This window comes from Mucilaginibacter antarcticus (genome assembly GCF_042686155.1).
Taxonomy (GTDB): Bacteria; Bacteroidota; Bacteroidia; order Sphingobacteriales; family Sphingobacteriaceae; genus Mucilaginibacter; species Mucilaginibacter antarcticus.
On the sequence record NZ_JBHUON010000007.1, the window covers coordinates 64,348 to 84,671 of the forward strand.

Consider the following 20,324-nt stretch of genomic DNA (forward strand, 5'->3'; position numbering starts at 1 on the left):
AAACCGAAACCCGATAAATATCTGTTTATAAAATATTTAGATAAACAAAACCAACCTCCTTAATTGAGGCCTTTTTTATTTAACAGCCATTTGTATATTTGCACCATGGAAGTACAAAGTTTACCAGTTAATTATTTGCCTATCATTTTCCAGATGATTGTGGCTTTAGGTTTTGCAGTAGGTACCATGTTTGCAACGCATAAATTGGGGCCTAAACGGGCAACTAAAGACAAGCTTACGCCATTTGAATCAGGTATCGAGGTTATTGGTAACGCACGTACACCTATCTCCATCAAATACTTCCTTGTAGCTATACTCTTTGTGTTGTTTGATGTCGAGGTTATATTTATGTACCCCTGGGCAGTAAACTTCCGTGATTTGGGTCTTACCGGCTTGATAGAGATGTTTATCTTTATGGCTACCCTTTTGGCCGGCTTTATCTACATTATTAAAAAAGGCGCCCTAAACTGGGATTAAAAATTCAGTCTGCCTTATCTCTCTGGTAAGGCTTTGACTATTTGTAGTTATATTCAAATGTCCACTTGGCTATACATCTTGGCCGCATTTGTTATTGCGTCGAATGATTAATGTTTCATTGTTTAGAATTGTTCTAAATATATCTCCTCCCTGTAAACGGTACTAAATACAAGGTTTTTTATCATAAATTTGCGCTTTCCATTCACGTTTTGGAAGAGTATTTGTATTAATAGATTTCATGAGTGATATTCAAATAGTTGGGGCTCCTGCCGGTGTTGAGGGATCAGGATTTTTTGCTACTTCGCTTGATAAGGCGGTAGGTTTAGCCCGTGCAAATTCGTTATGGCCATTACCATTTGCAACATCATGCTGCGGTATTGAGTTTATGGCTACTATGGCATCGCATTATGACCTTTCGCGTTTTGGTGCAGAGCGTTTGAGCTTCTCACCCCGTCAGGCCGATCTTTTAATGGTAATGGGTACCATCTCCAAAAAAATGGGCCCGGTGTTGCGCCAGGTTTACCTGCAAATGGCCGAGCCCCGTTGGGTTATCGCTGTAGGTGCCTGTGCATCAAGCGGTGGTATATTTGATACTTATTCCGTACTGCAAGGTATTGACGAGATCATACCGGTAGACGTTTACGTACCTGGTTGCCCTCCGCGTCCTGAAGCTATCATTGACGGCTTTATGCACATCCAGGAGCTTGTTAAAACAGAATCGACCCGCAGACGCGAGACGCCTGAATATCAAAAACTATTAGCTTCATACGGTATACAGTAATGGGTAAAATAACTAACGAAGAGCTTTTAGCCGCTATTAATACGAAGTTTGAAGAGCAAATAACCGTTTTTGGCGATCCGTATGGTTTATTAACTATCGAAACCAATACGGAAAGTATCATATCGCTTTTAACTTTCCTTAAAACTGATGCTACGCTTCAGTTTATATACTTAACAGACATTACAGCTATACACTATCCTGAGCAGGAGAAAGCTATTGGTGTAATTTACCACGTACACAGCCTCGTAAATAATATACGTATCCGCGTTAAAGTATTTATTGATGCGGTTAACTGCCACATACCGACGGCTACCCCACTGTGGAATGGCGCCAACTGGATGGAACGCGAAACTTATGACCTTTTTGGGGTGATATTTGACGGCCACCCTGATTTGCGCAGAATATTAAATGTTGACGACATGACCGCCTTCCCAATGAGAAAAGAGTTCCCGCTGGAAGACCCGAACCGTGTTGATAAAAAAGATTATTTTTTCGGAAGATAAGAGATGATGAATAACCATCCTGTATTTACAGACAACGATCCACAAAGCGAACTGTCGACCCTAAATTTGGGGCCAACGCACCCGGCTACCCATGGTGTGTTTCAGAACGTGTTGCAATTAGATGGCGAACGAATTGTTAGTGGCGTATCTACCATTGGCTACATTCACCGCGCTTTCGAGAAAATTGCCGAGCACAGACCATTTTACCAGATAACCCCATTAACAGACCGCCTGAACTACTGCTCGTCGCCTATAAATAACATGGGCTGGCACATGACGGTTGAAAAGATGCTGGGCCTTACTATGCCAAAGCGAGTTGACTACCTGCGTGTAATTGTAATGGAGCTTGCCCGTATTGCCGATCACATTGTATGTAACGGTGTATTGGGAGTTGATACCGGCGCGTTTACCGGTTTCTTATACATGATGGAGTATCGCGAGGCGATATATGAAATTTACGAAGAGGTTTGCGGATCGCGCTTAACTACAAACATTGGCCGCATAGGCGGATTTGAGCGTAACTTTAATGCCAAGTCGTTTGCCAAACTGCGTAAGTTTTTGGTTGATTTCCCTAAGACATTAAAAGAATTTGAAACCCTATTTGACCGAAACCGCATATTTGTTGACCGTACCAAAGGTGTGGCCGCAGTTACTGCCGAAGATGCGTTAAACTATAGCTGGAGCGGCCCATTATTACGTGCTGCCGGTGTAGATTATGATGTTAGGGCCATGAATCCTTATTCGTCATACGAAGATTTTGATTTTGAAGTGCCAGTTGGCGAAAACGGCGATGTATATTCACGTTACCTTGTACGTAACGAGGAAATGAAACAAAGCATGCGCATTATTGAGCAGGCTTTAACCAAGTTAGAAAAAGAGCCAAACGATATTTTCCATGCGGACGTGCCGGAGTTTTACTTGCCTCCAAAAGAAGAAGTTTACAACAACATGGAAGCCCTGATCTATCACTTTAAAATTGTGATGGGCGAGATACCAACCCCTAATACTGAAATATACCACGCGGTTGAGGGTGCCAATGGCGAGTTAGGTTTCTATTTAGTAAACGATGGCGGACGCTCGCCTTACCGTTTGCACTTTCGTAGACCAAGCTTTATTAATTACCAGATGTACGCGCCTATGAGTGCAGGCATGTTACTATCTGACGCGATCATAAACATGAGTAGTTTAAACGTTATAGCCGGAGAATTAGATGCTTAGAGTTGAAGATACCGAATATGTGCCGGTAGAATTTTCGGCAGAGCTGACAGCTAAATTCGCTGATATTGTAAGCCGCTATCCCGAAGGAAAACAAAAATCGGCTCTGTTGCCCATACTTCACCTTGTGCAAGCCGAGTTTGGCTGGACAAGCCCTGCAGCAATGGACAAGGTTGCCGAGTTTTTAAGTATACAGCCCATTGAGGTTTATGAGGTTGCCTCGTTTTACACCATGTACTTTTTACGCCCGCAAGGTAAGTACGTGTTAGAGGTTTGCCGCACAGGCCCTTGTTGCCTGGTGGGGGCCGAAAAAATCATGGATCACATAGAGCAGCAACTAGGTGTTAAAGAAGGCGAAGTTACCGCTGATGGCTTGTTTAGCTGGCGGGGTGTTGAGTGCTTAGCCGCTTGCGGTTTTGCACCCGTGTTACAGATTGGCCCCGAATATACTTTTTACGAAAAGTTAACCTCCGAGTCGGTTGATCAGTTGATTACAGACTTAAAGGTTAAAGGATAATTTAACCAAAGTGAGCAATGCGAATTTGGTGATCGGTGATTCATTATTTGCATTGGGTTTAATATTGGTTTTAGTAACCGGCACAGTAAAAGATTATAGCATTATAGTAGTACCGCTGCTAATAATTGCCTTTGCAAGCTGTGTGGTTAGACACATTAATAACTATAATAAAACCGGAAGATATTTTTAGATAAATGAGCAGAACGTCGATGATTTTAAGGGATGTATTATATACGGCAATGGCAGTAATGCTGATTATGCCGGGAAGCCCACTTGAAATGTCCATCAGCATACGGCTGATTATAGCGGTATTAATTATCGCTACCCGCGTTTGGCAGCACATTAACTATTATAAAGCAACCGGCAAAATATATTAAGATGGCTTCTGAAAAAGATAAAGATTACCACATGTTACGTCACCCTGAGAAATACTCGGAGTTGGGTAGTAATCGTGATACTTACGGTAATCTTACTAAAGGAGGAGCCGAAGCTTATAGAAGATACAAGGTGATTTGGAGCAAATACGGAAACAAGTCAATGGTTTGTGACAAACGCAGACGTAATTCGACACGTAAAAGCAATCAAAAAGACAAACAGATTTTACACCAAATGGAAAGAGCTCAGTTTAAAAGCAATTTAAGAAATCATTTGGCTAATGAGGATCAGCCGATTTTAACACCGGCAGGATCAGGAAATATTATTTTCGTTAAATAGGACATGGGACGCAAATTATTACTTGAACATATTAACGTACCCGGCATCAATACATTTGATGTGTATCGTCAAAAAGGCGGTTACAGATCTGTAGAGAAGGCTTTAAAACAAATGACACCTGATGAAGTGGTGGAAGAAGTTAAGAAGTCTGGCTTGCGGGGTCGTGGTGGTGCGGGTTTCCCTACCGGGATGAAGTGGGGCTTTCTGGCTAAACCGGAAGGTGTAGAACGTTACCTGGTATGTAATGCTGACGAATCTGAACCCGGAACTTTTAAAGACCGTTATCTGATGACCTACATCCCTCATGCTTTAATTGAAGGTATGATAGTGGGTAGTTTTGCATTAGGTGCTAAAACATCATACATATACGTACGTGGCGAAATGATGCCGCAGATCCGTATCCTTGAAAAAGCCATTGCCGAAGCCAAAGCGGCAGGTTTTCTTGGAAAAAACATATTAGGTACAGGTTATGATCTTGAGTTGTATGTACAACCGGGCGGTGGTGCCTACATCTGCGGCGAAGAAACCGCTTTATTAGAATCACTGGAGGGTAAACGTGGTAACCCGCGGATTAAACCACCTTTCCCTGCTATTGCCGGTTTGTATGGTTGCCCTACTGTGGTTAACAACGTCGAGTCTATTGCAGCGGTAGTGCCTATCATCAATGATGGTGGCGAAGAGTATGCTAAACTAGGTATTGGCCGTAGTACCGGTACAAAATTGATCTCGGCAGGTGGTAACCTGGTGAAACCAGGTGTTTACGAAATCGATCTTGGCTTACCTGTTGAAGAGTTTTTATATAGCGATGAATATTGTGGTGGTATCGCTGGTGGCAAACGTTTAAAGGCGGTTGTTGCAGGTGGTTCATCAGTACCAATTTTACCGGCCAATTTGTTTTTGAAAACAGCGACCGGCGAAGGCAGATTGATGAGCTATGAGTCGTTAGCCGAGGGTGGATTTGTTAGCGGTACCATGATGGGGTCGGGCGGTTTTATCGCTTTTGACGAAGATCAATGTATAGTTAGAAACACCTGGAACTTTGCCCGTTTTTATCACCACGAAAGCTGCGGACAATGCTCGCCTTGCCGCGAGGGTACCGGGTGGATGGAAAAAGTGTTACACCGTTTAGAGAACGGCCACGGCAGCATGAGCGATATGGACTTGTTGGTTGACGTATCTAAAAAAATTGAAGGTAACACCATTTGCCCGCTGGGCGACGCAGCAGCCTGGCCGGTGGCGAGTGCTATCCGTCACTTCCGCGACGAGTTTGAATGGCATGTATCGCATCCTGGTGAAGCGACAACAAGGAATTATGGATTGGCACATTATGCCGACCCACTTCCGGTACCTGAGCCAAAACCGGAAGCGACGGTATAAAAAAGAATATTGTCATTGCCAGGAACGAAGCAATCGCACGCTGCAAAGTTTGCGATTGCCACGCTACGCTCGCAATGACATACATTGATTAAATTTGACTAATATTAAGTGTCAATGAAAGTTACAATAGACGGAATATCAGTAGAAGTACCAGACGGAACATCCATCCTTAACGCCGCAAGGGTTATAGGTGGCGATATCGTTCCGCCTGCTATGTGCTACTATTCTAAATTGGCTGGTAGTGGCGGTAAATGCCGTACTTGTTTGGTAAAGGTTACGCAAGGTTCTGAAAAAGATCCCCGTCCTATGCCTAAGCTAGTAGCATCTTGCCGTACCAATGTTATGGACGGTATGGTGGTGCAAAATATTACTTCGCCAGAAGTTATTGAAGCACGCAAAGGTGTGGTAGAGATGTTATTGATCAATCACCCGCTGGATTGCCCGGTGTGTGATCAGGCCGGCGAGTGCCATTTGCAGGATCTTGGTTTTGAGCACGGCGCTGTTAAAACCCGTTACGAGTTTGATCGTCGTACATTTAACAAAATAGACATTGGCGACAAGATCCAGCTGCACATGACGCGTTGTATCCTATGCTACCGTTGCGTATATGTTGCCGATCAGATCACTGATAACCGTATTCATGGCATATTAAACCGTGGCGATCACTCTGAAATATCCACCTACATACGAAAAGCAGTTGATAATGATTTTTCAGGAAACGTTATTGACGTTTGCCCGGTAGGTGCGTTAACAGATAAAACTTTCCGCTTTAAGCAACGTGTTTGGTTTACCAAACCTGTGGAAGCACACCGCGATTGCGAAAACGAAAAATGTAAAGGTCATGTAACGCTTTGGTATAAAGGCGAAGACGTTATCCGCGTTACTGCCCGTAAAGACGTTTATGGCGAGGTAGAAGATTTTATTTGCAACAGCTGCCGATTTGATAAAAAGAAAACGTCTGACTGGGTAATTGAAGGTCCGCGTAAGGTATCGCACCAATCAGTTATCAGCGCAAATCATTACGATAGCTTAAAACCACTACCAGTTGTTAAAACAAACCCGGTATTACAAGAAGCTAATAAAACACAATTTGAACGCGAAACACGCTTATAATGGAGTTAGCAGACATCATAATTAAATTTACATTGGTGGTTATCATCTTCGCGATAAGCTTAGTGGTAGCCATGTATTCTACCTACGCAGAGCGTAAGCTGGCAGCATTTTTCCAGGACCGTGTTGGCCCTGATCGTGCAGGCCCATGGGGTATTTTACAACCCCTTGCCGATGGTGGCAAAATGTTCTTGAAAGAAGAGATCATCCCAACCAATGCTAATGCCTTTTTGTTTATTGTAGGCCCTGCATTGGCTATCATGACGGCCTGTATTGCTTCAGCAGTTATCCCCTGGGGACAAAAATTGGTTATAGGTTCTTATGTAGTTGATCTGCAAGTTGCCGATATCAACGTAGGGATCCTATATATCTTTGGTGTAGTGTCATTAGGCGTCTACGGTATTATGATAGGTGGCTGGGCATCAAATAATAAATATTCGTTGTTAGGCGCTATCCGTGCTGCATCACAAAATATCAGCTACGAAATATCAATGGGCTTGTCTATTATCGCTTTATTGCTGGTGACAGGTACTTTAAGCTTACGCGAGATTGCCGAGCAGCAACATGGCTGGCATTGGAACGTGCTGTATCAGCCAGTAGGTTTCCTGCTGTTCCTGATCTGTGCTTTTGCAGAGACTAACCGTTCACCATTTGACTTACCTGAGTGCGAAACTGAATTGGTTGGAGGTTATCATACCGAATATTCGTCAATGAAGCTGGGTTTTTACCTGTTTGCAGAATATATTAACATGTTCATATCATCGGCGGTAATGGTTACTCTTTACTGGGGTGGTTATAATTACCCGGGTATGGATTGGGTTGCTGCGCACACGGGACCTACTATTGCGCCATTAATTGGTGTGGTTGTGATGTTTACCAAGGTATTCATGTTTATATTTTTCTTCATGTGGATCCGCTGGACAATCCCGCGTTTCCGTTACGATCAGTTAATGGATCTTGGCTGGAAAACGTTGATTCCGCTGGCCATTGCCAACATTGTAATTACCGGTATAGTTATTACTTTAATAAACAGATAAGATGCAACCGCTAAGTAATAAAAGGAAATTGATAGAGACCAAGCCGCTTAATTTATTAGAGCGTGCTTACCTGCCTGCAATAATAAAAGGCCTGTCAATTACAATGAAACACTTTCTTAAAGTTGTTTTTGCTAAAGGTGAAGTAACGGTACGTTACCCGGAGCAAAAGCGTGAGTTTTCTGAAAACTTTCGTGGTATGCACTCGCTAAAGCGAGATGAGAACGGTAAGGAACGTTGTACCGCTTGCGGCCTGTGTGCTTTATCATGCCCTGCAGAAGCGATTACCATGATTGCCGGCGAGCGTCAAAAGGGCGAAGAGCATCTATATCGCGAAGAGAAATATGCCGCAGTTTATGAAATAAACATGCTACGTTGCATTTTCTGCGGATTGTGCGAGGAGGCTTGCCCTAAAGAAGCTATTTATTTAGATGGCGACATTGTACCGTCTGACTATTTAAGAAAAGATTTTATATACGGCAAAGACAAATTAGTTGAGGCCCCGTTAAATAAATAAGTTTTATACCTTTGCCCATCCTTTTTAGGGGGCAAAATGTTTGCAATTTTAAACCATGAATATATTTTACTTCATCGCGTTTTTGTCCGTTTTCTTCGCCATTTTGGTAATAACCGCCAAAAATCCGGTGCATAGTATCCTTTACCTGGTACTAACGTTTTTTACGTTCACCATTCACTACATTTTACTGAACGCGCAGTTTTTAGCCGTCGTTAATTTCATTGTATATATGGGTGCCATCCTGGTGCTGTTCCTGTATACGCTGATGTTAATGAACCTTAACAAGGATGCGGAGCCTGTAAAATCAAGTCTGGTCAAGATAGCTGCTGTTATAGGCGGTGGTTGCTTTTTGGTAACGATCATTGCTTCTGTACGCGCCCTGGATCCATCTGCCACGGTAGTATTGAAAGACCCTAACCTGGGCCTGGTGAAAAATTTAGGAAAGACCTTGTTTAATGAATATCTGCTGCCTTTTGAAATATCATCTGTCTTGCTCTTGTCGGCAATGGTTGGTGCGGTTTTATTGGCTACTAAAGATCCTAAAGTAACAGTATAATGGAACAACTTACAAATTCAATGCAAGGCATACCGCTTAACTCGTATATACTGTTAAGCTCGGTGATATTTTCCATAGGTGTTATGGGCGTGTTACTACGCCGTAATGCTATTGTGATATTTATGTCGGTTGAGCTGATGCTTAATGCTGTAAACCTGTTATTAACCGCGTTCTCTGTTCACTTAGGTGATGCCAGCGGACAGGTGTTTGTGTTTTTTATTATGGCCCTGGCTGCTGCTGAGGTAGCAATTGGCCTGGCTATTATAGTAATGATCTACCGTAACACAAATTCGATAGACATTAACGTACTGAATAGATTGAAATGGTAAGCCCCACCCAAACCCTCCCCGGAAGGGAGGGCTTTTTGGAGAAGGTAAATAAATATTAACAATAAAAACAAAAATCATTTAAGTCTCCCCTGCCGGGGTAGATTTAGAGGGGGCTTATATGGAAAAATACATCTGGCTTATTCCTTTATTACCGTTAGCCGGTTTCGTTATCAACGGCCTTGGCCGCAATACTTTGTCAAAAGGTGTTATTGGCACTATTGGCAGCTTGCTGGTGTTGGTATCGTTCGGACTTAGCGTTGCCGCTTTTTTTGAAGTAAAATCAACCGGTCAGGCTATTAATGCTGATCTGTTTACCTGGTTCCAGGTGGGTGGCTTGAAAGTACAATTCGCCTTTTTGGTTGATCAGTTAAGCTCGATTATGCTACTGATTATTACCGGGGTTGGTTTTCTGATCCACCTGTATTCTGTAGGTTATATGCATGACGATGATGGCTTTGGTAAGTTTTTCGCTTACTTAAACCTGTTTGTGTTCTTCATGCTATTGTTAGTAATGGGTTCAAACTACCTGATTATGTTTATTGGTTGGGAGGGTGTTGGCCTTTGTTCATATCTGCTTATCGGTTTTTGGTTTACTAACCCAAGCTACGCCGATGCAGCCAAGAAAGCCTTTATTATGAACCGTGTTGGCGACTTAGGTTTCCTGATCGGTATCTTCCTGATATTTCAAAACTTTGGCAGTCTAGCCTATGCAGATGTGTTTACCCGTGCGGTAAATACCCCGGGTGCACCATTGGTATTGATCACCATGTTGCTTTTTGTTGGTGCTATGGGTAAATCGGCACAGCTGCCATTGTTTACCTGGTTACCAGACGCTATGGCCGGGCCAACCCCCGTATCAGCCCTGATACACGCCGCAACTATGGTTACAGCGGGTGTTTACATGATAGCACGCTCAAACATTTTATTTACGCTTGCTCCTGCCACCATGCATTTTGTTGCATTGGTTGGTTTGTTAACCGCCGTGTTTGCAGCGCTGATAGCTTTAACACAAACGGATATTAAAAAAGTACTAGCTTATTCAACCGTATCTCAATTAGGCTACATGTTTTTAGGGTTGGGCGTTGGCGCATATACAGGCGCTTTCTTCCATGTGTTAACACACGCTTTCTTTAAAGCGTTATTATTCTTAGGTGCAGGTTCTGTTATCCACGCCATGGGCGGTGAGCAGGACATGCGCAAAATGGGCGGATTGAAAGGTAAGATAAAAATTACTTTTGCTACCATGCTTGTTGGTACTATTGCTATCGCAGGTATGCCCCCATTCTCTGGTTTCTTTTCAAAAGACGAAATATTAGCGGCAGCGTTTGCACACAGCACTATTTTCTATATAGTAGGCGTTATTACCGCTATGCTGACGTCATTCTATATGTTCCGGATGATGTACCTTACTTTCTGGGGTAAATTCCGCGGAACACATGAGCAGGAGCATCATTTACATGAATCTCCTCCAAGCATGACTATTCCTTTGATCGTTTTAGCTGTTTTGTCAGCCGTAGCAGGTTTCATCGGCGTACCTCACGTTTTAGGTGGCCACCATGAGTTAAACGAATTTTTAAAACCGGTTTTTCAAGGTTCTGTTAACCGTTTAGGCGAGCACGCGTTAGGAGCCAGCACAGAATACCTGTTAATGGGCCTATCGGTAGGCGTGGCACTAATAGCTATGGCTTATGCTTATGTTAAATATGTAAAGAACGCCCATGTACCGGTTGATGATACACAAGATCGTCCGATACTGGCCAACCTATCATACAATAAGTTTTATGTTGATGAGATATATGATTTTCTGATCCGTAAACCATTAGATGCTCTATCAGGCTTTTTCTATAATGTGGTAGACAAGTTGGGTATAGACGGACTGGTTAATGGCTTTGGTAAAGGCGCAATAGAATCGAGTAAAGGTTTGCGTTTGCTGCAAACCGGTAACGTTGGTTTTTACATATTTATGATGGTAGCCGGCATAGTGGCGGTATTACTGTATAGTTTAAAATTGTTTACAATATAAAATGACGGTTAGTATATTAATTATTTTGCCGGTTATAGCGGCGCTGATTATTCTTTTATTTAAGAATAATACAGCTAAACACGCTGCATTATTTTTCTCTGTAGTTAACCTGGCGTTGGCCTACGTATTCCTGGTCAATTTTGTGCCCGACGCTACCATGCAGTTTGGTTTTGATGCACCGTGGATACCGCAGATAGGCGCCTATTTTAGTGTAGCTGTTGATGGTATAAGCATGTTGATGGTGATGCTTACTACCGTGCTTGTACCGCTTATTATATTGACTAGCTATAAACACCAATATAAAAATGCCAATGTATTTTATGCCTTAATAATGTTTATGCAAGCGGGTATGCTGGTTGTATTTACATCATTAGATGGCTTTTTATTTTATGTTGGTTGGGAAGCAGCGCTGATACCTATCTACTTTATATGCTCACTATGGGGCGGCGAGAACAGGATTCGTATTAACTTAAAGTTTTTCATCTATACGTTTGCCGGTTCGCTGTTTATGTTACTGGCTATAATTTACGTGTACCTCCAAACACCGGCAAAGGTTTACTCGCTGCAAGAGTTTTATCGTACTGCAACTATAATAGCTGATCATCAGGGTTTGGTATTCTGGGCGTTCTTTTTGGCATTTGCTATTAAGATGCCCGTATTCCCGTTCCATACCTGGCAACCGGATACTTATACCGAATCGCCTACTGCCGGCACCATGCTGTTATCAGGTATCATGCTTAAAATGGGTGTGTATGGTGCTATCAGGTGGATGATTCCAATTGCTCCGCACGCGTTTTTAAACTGGCAGTTAGTGATTGTTATTTTAGCTGTAATAGGTGTTGTTTACGGATCCATCATTGCGTTTACGCAAAAAGATGGTAAGCGTTTAGTTGCTTACTCATCAATTGGCCACGTTGGTTTAATCGCCGCCGGTATATTTTGTTGGAACGTACAAGGTGTACAAGGCGCCATGATACAAATGCTAAGCCACGGTATTAATGTGGTAGGCATGTTCTTTATATGGGATATTATTAGCTCTCGTTTAGGTACCCGTGATATCAGCCAGTTAGGCGGTATAGCTAAGGTAGCTCCTCAGTTTGCTATCGCATTTTTAATTATCGTATTGGGCACAGTAGCACTCCCATTAACCAACGGTTTCATCGGCGAGTTTTTATTACTAAATGCTGTTTATCAGTATAATATTTGGCTGGCTGCAATAGCCGGGCTAACCATCATTTTTGGCGCGGTATACATGCTGCGTATGTACAAAAATGTTATGCAGGGCCCAACCAATGAACTTACTGTCACATTTGCAGACATCCACGGTTCTGAGAAATTAGCTTTAGCTATCATCTGTTTATTAATTATTGTTTTAGGTATATATCCGCAGCCTATATTGAACATATCATCAGCAGCGGTTCAAAATTTGGTACACAGTACAACATATATCAGGTAAGTTTTAATCATGAATACTATAATAGTTATATCTGTTTTGCCTATAGTGCTTTTGTATTTAGGTTTATACAAAATGCAAAAAGCATTATTGCCGGTAACCATTGTTGGTTTGCTGGTAGCTTTAGGCTTAGCTGTAGCACAATGGAACGACGTAGCGACCCCGCTTTACAGCGGTATGTTGCTGTTTAATAATTTTTCTATCGCGTTTTCAGCGGTAGCTATCGTATCTACAATCCTGATCTTATTGTTATCAAAAGGCTACTTTGAAAGAATCAGCAGCCATATTGCTGAATATTATGCCATTATGCTGTTTTCGCTAGCAGGGGTCATTGTAATGGTATCATTTTATAACCTGGCCATGTTATTTATTGGTATCGAGATCATGTCGGTTAGTTTATATATTCTTGCCGGTATCAAGAAGAACGATTTTGCATCTAACGAAGCTGCCTTAAAATACTTTCTAATGGGTGCGTTTTCTACAGGTTTCCTGCTGTTTGGCTTTACATTGATCTACGGTTCAACAGGTTCATTCTCGTTAGAGCATATTCAGAAATGGGTATTAGATAGCAATACTATTACACCTATGCTTTGCGCAGGTGTCATGCTGGTAATTGTGGGTTTATGCTTTAAAGTAGGCGTGGCGCCCTTTCACTTTTGGACACCTGACGTATACGAAGGCTCGCCATCATTAATCACCGCCTACATGTCTACAGTTGCTAAAACAGCTAGCTTCGCAGCTTTTCTACGACTGTTTGCTACATGTTTTCCCGTTATATCGAACATTTGGGCACCGGCATTAATTGTTATCGCAATTATTACTTTATTCATTGGTAATATTACGGCCTTATACCAGCAAAGCTTTAAGCGTATGCTGGCATATTCCAGCATATCACATGCGGGCTATTTGCTATTCGCAATACTGGCTTTAGGGGCAAGCTCAGCCAATACTATTTTCATGTACGCTACAGCCTATTCAGTTGCTTCTATTATTGCTTTTGGCGCGCTAATACTTGTACAGCATGAGACCGGAAGCGACAGCTTTGAGAGTTTTAATGGTTTAGGTAAAAAGAACCCCTTTTTGGCAATTGTGCTTACTGTGTCAATGTTGTCATTAGCTGGTATACCACTTACAGCGGGCTTTATTGGTAAATTCTTTGCCTTTAACATGGTGATGGGAAAATACCATGTAGCACTGCTTATTGTAGCTGTTATAAACGCTATTATTAGTGTATTTTATTACTTCAGGGTCATTATCGCCATGTACTTCCGCAGTGCAGAGCGCGAGCAAATTGTGGTGCCACCGTACTATGCGTTTGTGTTTGGCTTTTCGGCCCTGGCAACTATAGTGATAGGCGTTTATCCGGCCATCATAAGTTCCCTTAAATTTTAATACGCTAACAAAGCCCAACAAATTGTTTTAATATTTGTAGTTTTACAAATATCGTAAATGGAAAGTATTTGGGAACACCTGCAAAATTTAACGGACGCTCAATCCATTTTAAGTAAGGGAGGGTTTTACTTTCTGCTTATTGTTGTTTTTGCAGAAACCGGTCTATTTTTTGGGTTCTTTTTGCCAGGAGACTATCTGCTGTTTATGGCAGGTTTACTATGTTCATCTGGCAAAATAGATGTTGGCTTAGGCACATTGGTACTATCCGTAATAGCAGCAGGTATTTTAGGTAATTACACAGGGTACTGGTTTGGTTACCGAACGGGGCCCATGCTCTTTAAAAAGAATGATTCGTTGTTCTTTAAAAAACGCTATATTGAGGTTGCCGAAGAGTTTTATGCCAAGCATGGCGGCATGGCCCTAGTTTTAGGTAGATTTTTCCCAATAATAAGAACTTTTGCTCCTATCTTTGCAGGCGTAGTTAAGGTTGACTTTAAGCGGTTTACTGTATATAACTTTGCAGGCAGCGTAACCTGGGTAAATACTTTTATTTTAAGTGGATACTTTTTGGGCCGTAAATTTCCGCAGTTGCAAAACTATCTGGAGTATATTGTTGTTGGGTTGATTGTTATTACATCAATACCCTTGCTTTGGGCTTTTTTGAAAAGACGATTAGTAAAAACTGAAAATATATAATACAAACATCTAAATATAAGAATGAGTACACAACATCCATGGCACCAGGTTTCTCCGGGTGAAAATATGCCCGAAATTGTAAATGCCATCATTGAAATTCCAAAAGGATCAAAAGCTAAATATGAAATTGATAAAGATTCAGGTTTGTTAAAACTTGACCGGGTGTTATTTTCATCAGTAATGTATCCCGCCAATTATGGTTTTATTCCGCAAACTTATTGCGACGATAAAGATCCTTTGGATATTTTGGTAATATGCTCAATAGATGTGTTCCCCATGTCAATTATCGAAGCTAAGGTTATCGGCGTAATGCATATGGTTGACAATGGCGAGCAGGATGATAAAATTATCGCGGTAGCGAAAAATGATATGTCTGTTAACTATATTAACGACTTAAATGAGCTACCACCCCATACCATGAAAGAAATTGTACGTTTCTTTAAAGACTATAAGGCTTTAGAGGACAAAAGCGTAACTATTGAGCATATGCTTGGTAAAAAATATGCCTGGAAAGTTATAAACGAAAGTTTAGACTTGTATAAGTCTACTTTCCCCGTGTACCAATAATTAATTAATGGACCCTGAACATTACGAAATAAGTGCGTTTTATATATTTGCCACTTTAGCGCTGGTGCTTCTTAACGGCTTTTTTGTGGCCGCAGAGTTTGCAATGGTGCGTGTTAGAGGATCTCAAATTGAGATCAAAGCAAAATCGGGCAGCAGCGTAGCCAAAGTTGCCCGGGGCATTTTACACAACCTTGACGGCTACCTGGCCGCAACGCAGTTGGGTATTACTATTGCCTCACTGGGCTTAGGTGTTGTAGGCGAGGAAGTTGTGACTAACTTGGTTATCCGCGGATTTTTATCTGTAGGTATTCAATTAACACCAGCTTACATCACCACCAGCCATATCCTGGCGTTTACATCTATCACGGTATTACACATTGTATTTGGCGAGCTTGCTCCTAAGTCTATCGCAATACAAAGGTCAATCAATACAACGTTGGCTGTTTCTGTTCCACTACGGTTTTTTTACGTTGTATTTAAACCGCTTATTTGGTTGCTTAACGGTTTTGCCAACTTCATATTGCGCATGTTTGGCATAGCTACTTTAGAAGGTGGCGAGGCGCATCATAGCTCTGAAGAATTACAATACCTGTTAGAACAAGGTAAGGAAACTGGTGCGCTTGATTCAAACGAGCACGAGCTTATTCAAAATGTGTTTGAGTTTAACGAGCGCGTGGTTAAAAATATCATGGTGCCACGTACTAAGATATCAGGTGTTGCATTAGACACACCTAAAGAACAGTTGCTGGAAATACTGATCACTGAAGGCTACTCGCGGTTACCGGTATATGATGAGGTGATTGATAAGATCGTTGGGATTGTTCACGCTAAAGATATCTTACCACTGCTGGCACATAACGAGGAGATCGTTTTAAAGGACATCATCCGCAAACCTTATTTTATCCCTGAGACGAAGAAGATCAATGATTTGATGGCCGAATTGCAGCAAAAGCGCATCCAGATTGCTATTGTGTCTGATGAGTTTGGTGGTACTGCCGGTATGGTTACGTTGGAAGACATTGTTGAAGAATTGGTTGGCGAGATACAGGATGAGTACGACGAAGAAAAGCCAATTGTTGAGGTATTAAATGAGCGGGAGTTTATTGTAAACGCCTTGGCGCCTATTTACGATGTCAACGGCCACTTACCGCATGATTTGCCCGAGGACGGCGACTTTGATACGGTATCGGGTTGGTTGGGCCATATATTTGGTAAAATACCAGACGTTGGCGAGCAAAAAGAATCGAACGGCTACAACATCACTGTTTTGAAAAAATCAGACCAGAATATCGAGTCGGTTAAGCTTGAACTGTTGTTAAACGAAGAGGATACAGTAGATTTGCATTAAGTCTGACTGCCAATGCATCTTTTTTATACTCCTGATATTCAGCCATCACATCCCCAGTACTTTCTTAACGAAGAAGAGAGTAAGCATGCGGTCCGCGTATTGCGGCTTGAGTTGGGTGCAGAAGTGCAACTGATTGATGGCCGGGGAGGCCTTTATACTGCCCAGATAAAAGATGCGCATCCCAAACGTACTATACTGCAAATTACCAATGTAATTACCGCTTACGGTAAACGCAATCACTATCTACATATCGCGATAGCGCCCACAAAAAATCTGGACCGCCTGGAATGGTTTTTAGAAAAAGCTACAGAGATCGGGATTGATGAGATCTCGCTCATTATCTGCCAACGATCAGAACGTAAGGAAGCCAAAACCGAGCGTTTAAATAAGATCATTACATCGGCCATCAAACAGTCGCTCAAAGCATATCATCCGGTATTAAACGAAGGCATTAGTTTTAATAAATTTATTGCTAAATCGTTTGACGGACAGAAGTTTATTGCCCATTGCGAGCCGGGCGTTAAGTTGAACCTAAAAGAAGAACTCCGTCACGGAGGTAACTGTTTAGTTATGATAGGGCCTGAAGGCGATTTTTCGCCTGCAGAAATCAGCCTGGCTTTGGATAATGGATATAAAGCCCTAACTTTAGGTGAAAGCCGACTGCGTACAGAAACCGCCGCGCTGGAAGCATGCTTTGAAGTAAATTTTTTAAACAGATAAAGCGCTAATATTTAACCCTTGCCAAAATGAAAAGGATAGTCTGTGCAATTTGTGCTTATTGCCTGCTGATTTTAACCAGCAGTTTTAATACTATACCTACGTATAAACTAGCCAGGCTGAAATACAGTGGCGGCGGCGATTGGTACGGCGACCGCACAGCTTTACCCAACCTGATCAAATTTTGTAACGACAACTTGAAAACCAACTTTCAGGCGGAAGACGATATTGTTGAGCCGGGCAGTGCGCAGTTGTTTAACTATCCCTTTGTGTTTTTAACCGGACACGGTAATATTATTTTTTCTGATCAGGAAGCCAAAAACCTGCGCAGGTATTTAATGGGTGGCGGCTTTTTGCACATTGACGACAATTACGGGCTTGATAAATTTATCCGCCCCCAAATGAAAAAAGTTTTTCCTGAGCTGGAGTTTGTTGAGTTACCAACCAATTCTCAGGTTTATCATCAAAAATATCCTTTCCCTAATGGATTGCCTAAGGTGCATGAGCATGAGGGTAAACGCCCGCAAGGCTTCGGCTTACTGTACAAAGGACGCCTGGTTTGCTTTTACAGCTTTGAATGCGATTTAGGCAATGGATGGGAAGATTTAGGCACCTACGCCGGCGATAGCCAGGAAGCTCGCTTAAAAGCCTTAAAAATGGGCGCTAACCTTGTTCAGTATGCCTTAACCCAATAACAGAAACATGTATCAGATAAAAGTTAATGACAAGTTTAGCTATACAGTTGACAACGATGGCGAAGGTTTGCTGATGAACAACGGCCTTATTGATGCTGATGTGAGTAAGGTGGGCCCAGCAACATGGCACATTATCGATCAGTTAAAATCATACAATGTTGAGTTAGTAAATTTAGATCAGATCACAAAAACTGCAACCATTCGTGTAAATAATAATACCTACCAGGTTACTGCTAAAGATAAGTTTGATATCCTGCTTGATAAAATGGGATTAAGTGGATTAGCCACAGCAAAAATTAGCGAGCTTAAAGCGCCTATGCCGGGCTTGGTGTTAAAAACATTTGTTGAGGACGGAACTACCGTTCGAAAAGGAGAAAGCCTGTTTATATTGGAAGCTATGAAGATGGAAAACATTATTAAATCACCTTCTGATGGCATAATAAGATCTGTTAAAATAAAGCCCGGTGACAAGGTAGAAAAGGGACAGATACTACTAATGTTTGTATAGGATAAGAAACCTTTGCCGAATAATATGTGTCATTAAAAAGGCGATGGAGTAAACTTCATCGCCTTTTTAAATATAATTGAATTGGTATTAGCCCAATCCCTAATATTTACTTTGCTTTTTTAATGCTAAAGTGGGGTTTGCCACCCGGATGAATTTCTGGCGCGCCAACAAGGTCCATCGCGCAACGGAAACCGATCTCAGCGCTTGCATCATCTTCGTTTATAAAACGACGTGTTGCAGGGTTTAACCAATAAGCCATATCATTCCATGAACCACCTTTATATACTTTTGATTTATCACTTACCAAGGTTGTAGTGCCATATAGATTAGCGTTCACGGTATCTAGATAACCACGAGCATCAGGATTGTACGCTTTACCTGCCAAAGGATCTCGGGTAGGGGTGCCGCCTGCTACAACCGGAGCATTAGGGTCTGTCGCCTGGTTAGAGGTTGCCTGTTGTTGCGAAGCGATCAGCTCAGCATAAGTCATCTTTTTAGCTGATTTTGCCGGATCTTTAATAGGGCGACCGTATTTATCTTTCGCTAATTTACCGGTTGCCGGGTCGGCAAAACGTTTGTCGGCAAACTGGTTACCGCGGAAAGGGTTAAAATCGTCAACCTCATCATAAGTCATTTGACGATAAGTATCTTGTACCCATTCGTTTACGTTACCAGCCATGTTATACAAACCAAAGTCGTTTGGAAGGTATTGTCTTACCGGTGCAGTAATCATAGCTTTATCATTCAGGTAGCCACCTACACCGGCATTGTCACCAGCGCCACGTTTAAAGTTAGCGAGGATTAAGCCGCGGGTTGCTTTGCTCGCAGATCGTACACCTAAGCCATTCCAAGGGTAAATTTTACCATCCGTAATATTTTCAAACTGTGTATTGCCTGCGAATGCTAAAGCGGCATATTCCCACTCGGCCTCTGTTGGTAGGCGGTAAGATGGTTTTAGAATACCATCCTCAATACTACTTGGCCTGACAGCTCTTTTCTGACCGGCAATAGGTTTACCATCCAGATTTTCCGTCATTTTTTTACCATCTATGCCGGCGCCTCTAAACTGATTATTTAAATATATATCCGTGTTGAAAGGTACTTTTTGAGCATTAGCCGCCGCCGGATTTTTAGCGTTCTTTTTATCCTTAGGATTTAAAATTTTACCCGCATTTTGTAAAATGAATTCGTTAGTACGATCGGTACGCCATACGCAATACTCTTGGGCCTGATCCCAGGTAACACCAACAACCGGATAATCCTGAAAAGCAGGGTGTCTCAAGTAATTATAAACATACGGTTCGTTATATGACAATGGTCTGCGCCATACCAAAGTATCAGGCAAGGCCGTGTAATATAATTCATGATCGGTAGGGAATGTAACTGCTATCCAGTGCAGGTAATCAAGCCAATCCTGGTTTGAAACCTCGGTTTCGTCCATATAAAATGCTGGGATGGTTACACGTTTACGTACGTTGTTATACTCATAATTCATGTCCTGGTCTGCACTACCACCAAGAACAAAGGTGCCACCTTCAATAGCAACTAAACCCGGGGCAGGTGATGGATGGGTTTGTTTGAATTTAGAATAGCCGTAAGCTTTATCGCCGTAAGGGATACCAGTTTTTTGCGATTTGCCGCTTTTACTGCCACAACTGCTTAACACTACTAAGCTCACCAACACTAAAGCAGTATTAGTAAAAAGTAATTTCATATTTTTACAATAATTATATAGGGGTAAATTTATAAATTTTTTTATATAAAATACTAATGAGGATTAAGCGTTGTTTAAGCA

At 42.0% G+C, this 20,324-nt stretch carries 23 protein-coding genes; 22 read left to right on the forward strand and 1 reads right to left on the reverse strand.

Annotated elements, in window-relative coordinates; genetic code table 11:
* Positions 1–105 precede the first annotated feature (105 nt).
* The 22 genes from ACFSYC_RS07820 (at position 106) to ACFSYC_RS07925 (ending at position 18,529) form a co-directional block, all read left to right on the forward strand.
* Positions 106–477 (forward strand): NADH-quinone oxidoreductase subunit A, encoded by a 372-nt coding sequence (locus tag ACFSYC_RS07820; RefSeq protein WP_377125343.1) that lies wholly within the window; start codon positions 106–108, stop codon positions 475–477.
* Positions 478–715: 238 nt separating this feature from the next.
* Complete coding sequence (locus ACFSYC_RS07825; protein ID WP_377125346.1) at positions 716–1,258, forward strand: NADH-quinone oxidoreductase subunit B; 543 nt, start codon at positions 716–718, stop codon at positions 1,256–1,258.
* On the forward strand, positions 1,258–1,761 hold the full coding sequence (locus ACFSYC_RS07830) for an NADH-quinone oxidoreductase subunit C (protein ID WP_377125349.1): 504 nt from the start codon (positions 1,258–1,260) through the stop codon (positions 1,759–1,761). Before ACFSYC_RS07825 ends, ACFSYC_RS07830 begins: the two co-directional genes overlap by 1 nt.
* A gap of 3 nt (positions 1,762–1,764) precedes the next feature.
* Entirely contained in the window at positions 1,765–2,979 is a 1,215-nt protein-coding gene (locus tag ACFSYC_RS07835; RefSeq protein WP_377125352.1) for an NADH-quinone oxidoreductase subunit D, read from the forward strand.
* A complete protein-coding gene (locus ACFSYC_RS07840; protein ID WP_377125355.1) occupies positions 2,972–3,493 on the forward strand; it encodes an NADH-quinone oxidoreductase subunit NuoE family protein in 522 nt (173 codons plus the stop codon). The genes ACFSYC_RS07835 and ACFSYC_RS07840 overlap by 8 nt, the downstream gene beginning before the upstream one ends.
* Before the next feature lie 194 nt (positions 3,494–3,687).
* The gene (locus tag ACFSYC_RS07845) at positions 3,688–3,870 is read left to right on the forward strand and encodes a hypothetical protein (RefSeq protein WP_377125358.1); all 183 of its coding nucleotides are present in this window, start codon (positions 3,688–3,690) and stop codon (positions 3,868–3,870) included.
* A 1-nt stretch (position 3,871) separates the two neighbouring features.
* Positions 3,872–4,207, forward strand: a complete 336-nt coding sequence (locus ACFSYC_RS07850) for a hypothetical protein (protein ID WP_377125361.1) — start codon at positions 3,872–3,874, stop codon at positions 4,205–4,207.
* A 3-nt stretch (positions 4,208–4,210) separates the two neighbouring features.
* A complete protein-coding gene (nuoF, locus tag ACFSYC_RS07855) occupies positions 4,211–5,584 on the forward strand; it encodes an NADH-quinone oxidoreductase subunit NuoF (protein WP_377125364.1) in 1,374 nt (457 codons plus the stop codon).
* 114 nt (positions 5,585–5,698) lie between these two features.
* Positions 5,699–6,697, forward strand: a complete 999-nt coding sequence (locus ACFSYC_RS07860) for a 2Fe-2S iron-sulfur cluster-binding protein (protein ID WP_377125367.1) — start codon at positions 5,699–5,701, stop codon at positions 6,695–6,697.
* Complete coding sequence (nuoH, locus tag ACFSYC_RS07865) at positions 6,697–7,731, forward strand: NADH-quinone oxidoreductase subunit NuoH (RefSeq protein WP_377125370.1); 1,035 nt, start codon at positions 6,697–6,699, stop codon at positions 7,729–7,731. Before ACFSYC_RS07860 ends, nuoH begins: the two co-directional genes overlap by 1 nt.
* A 1-nt stretch (position 7,732) precedes the next feature.
* Positions 7,733–8,245, forward strand: a complete 513-nt coding sequence (locus ACFSYC_RS07870) for a NuoI/complex I 23 kDa subunit family protein (protein WP_377125373.1) — start codon at positions 7,733–7,735, stop codon at positions 8,243–8,245.
* Between the two features lie 55 nt (positions 8,246–8,300).
* On the forward strand, positions 8,301–8,801 hold the full coding sequence (locus tag ACFSYC_RS07875) for an NADH-quinone oxidoreductase subunit J family protein (protein ID WP_377125376.1): 501 nt from the start codon (positions 8,301–8,303) through the stop codon (positions 8,799–8,801).
* Positions 8,801–9,130, forward strand: a complete 330-nt coding sequence (gene nuoK / locus ACFSYC_RS07880) for an NADH-quinone oxidoreductase subunit NuoK (protein ID WP_377125379.1) — start codon at positions 8,801–8,803, stop codon at positions 9,128–9,130. Before ACFSYC_RS07875 ends, nuoK begins: the two co-directional genes overlap by 1 nt.
* A gap of 118 nt (positions 9,131–9,248) precedes the next feature.
* Complete coding sequence (nuoL, locus tag ACFSYC_RS07885; RefSeq protein ID WP_377125382.1) at positions 9,249–11,153, forward strand: NADH-quinone oxidoreductase subunit L; 1,905 nt, start codon at positions 9,249–9,251, stop codon at positions 11,151–11,153.
* Between the two features lies 1 nt (position 11,154).
* On the forward strand, positions 11,155–12,609 hold the full coding sequence (locus ACFSYC_RS07890; protein WP_377125385.1) for a complex I subunit 4 family protein: 1,455 nt from the start codon (positions 11,155–11,157) through the stop codon (positions 12,607–12,609).
* Positions 12,610–12,618: 9 nt separating this feature from the next.
* Positions 12,619–13,998 (forward strand): NADH-quinone oxidoreductase subunit N, encoded by a 1,380-nt coding sequence (locus ACFSYC_RS07895; protein WP_377125388.1) that lies wholly within the window; start codon positions 12,619–12,621, stop codon positions 13,996–13,998.
* A gap of 57 nt (positions 13,999–14,055) precedes the next feature.
* Positions 14,056–14,694 carry a DedA family protein gene (locus tag ACFSYC_RS07900; RefSeq protein WP_377125390.1) on the forward strand — a complete coding sequence of 213 codons (639 nt, stop codon included), beginning with the start codon at positions 14,056–14,058 and terminating at the stop codon, positions 14,692–14,694.
* 21 nt (positions 14,695–14,715) lie between these two features.
* A complete protein-coding gene (locus ACFSYC_RS07905; RefSeq protein WP_377125393.1) occupies positions 14,716–15,261 on the forward strand; it encodes an inorganic diphosphatase in 546 nt (181 codons plus the stop codon).
* 7 nt (positions 15,262–15,268) lie between these two features.
* Entirely contained in the window at positions 15,269–16,609 is a 1,341-nt protein-coding gene (locus ACFSYC_RS07910) for a hemolysin family protein (RefSeq protein WP_377125396.1), read from the forward strand.
* A gap of 12 nt (positions 16,610–16,621) precedes the next feature.
* On the forward strand, positions 16,622–17,329 hold the full coding sequence (locus ACFSYC_RS07915; RefSeq protein WP_377125399.1) for a 16S rRNA (uracil(1498)-N(3))-methyltransferase: 708 nt from the start codon (positions 16,622–16,624) through the stop codon (positions 17,327–17,329).
* A gap of 26 nt (positions 17,330–17,355) precedes the next feature.
* A complete protein-coding gene (locus ACFSYC_RS07920; RefSeq protein ID WP_377125402.1) occupies positions 17,356–18,021 on the forward strand; it encodes a DUF4159 domain-containing protein in 666 nt (221 codons plus the stop codon).
* A gap of 7 nt (positions 18,022–18,028) precedes the next feature.
* Entirely contained in the window at positions 18,029–18,529 is a 501-nt protein-coding gene (locus tag ACFSYC_RS07925) for a biotin/lipoyl-containing protein (RefSeq protein WP_377125405.1), read from the forward strand.
* 106 nt (positions 18,530–18,635) lie between these two features.
* Here ACFSYC_RS07925 and ACFSYC_RS07930 read toward each other — a convergent pair whose 3' ends face one another.
* On the reverse strand, positions 18,636–20,243 hold the full coding sequence (locus ACFSYC_RS07930; protein WP_377125408.1) for an SUMF1/EgtB/PvdO family nonheme iron enzyme: 1,608 nt from the start codon (positions 20,241–20,243) through the stop codon (positions 18,636–18,638).
* Between the last annotated feature and the right edge of the window lie 81 nt (positions 20,244–20,324).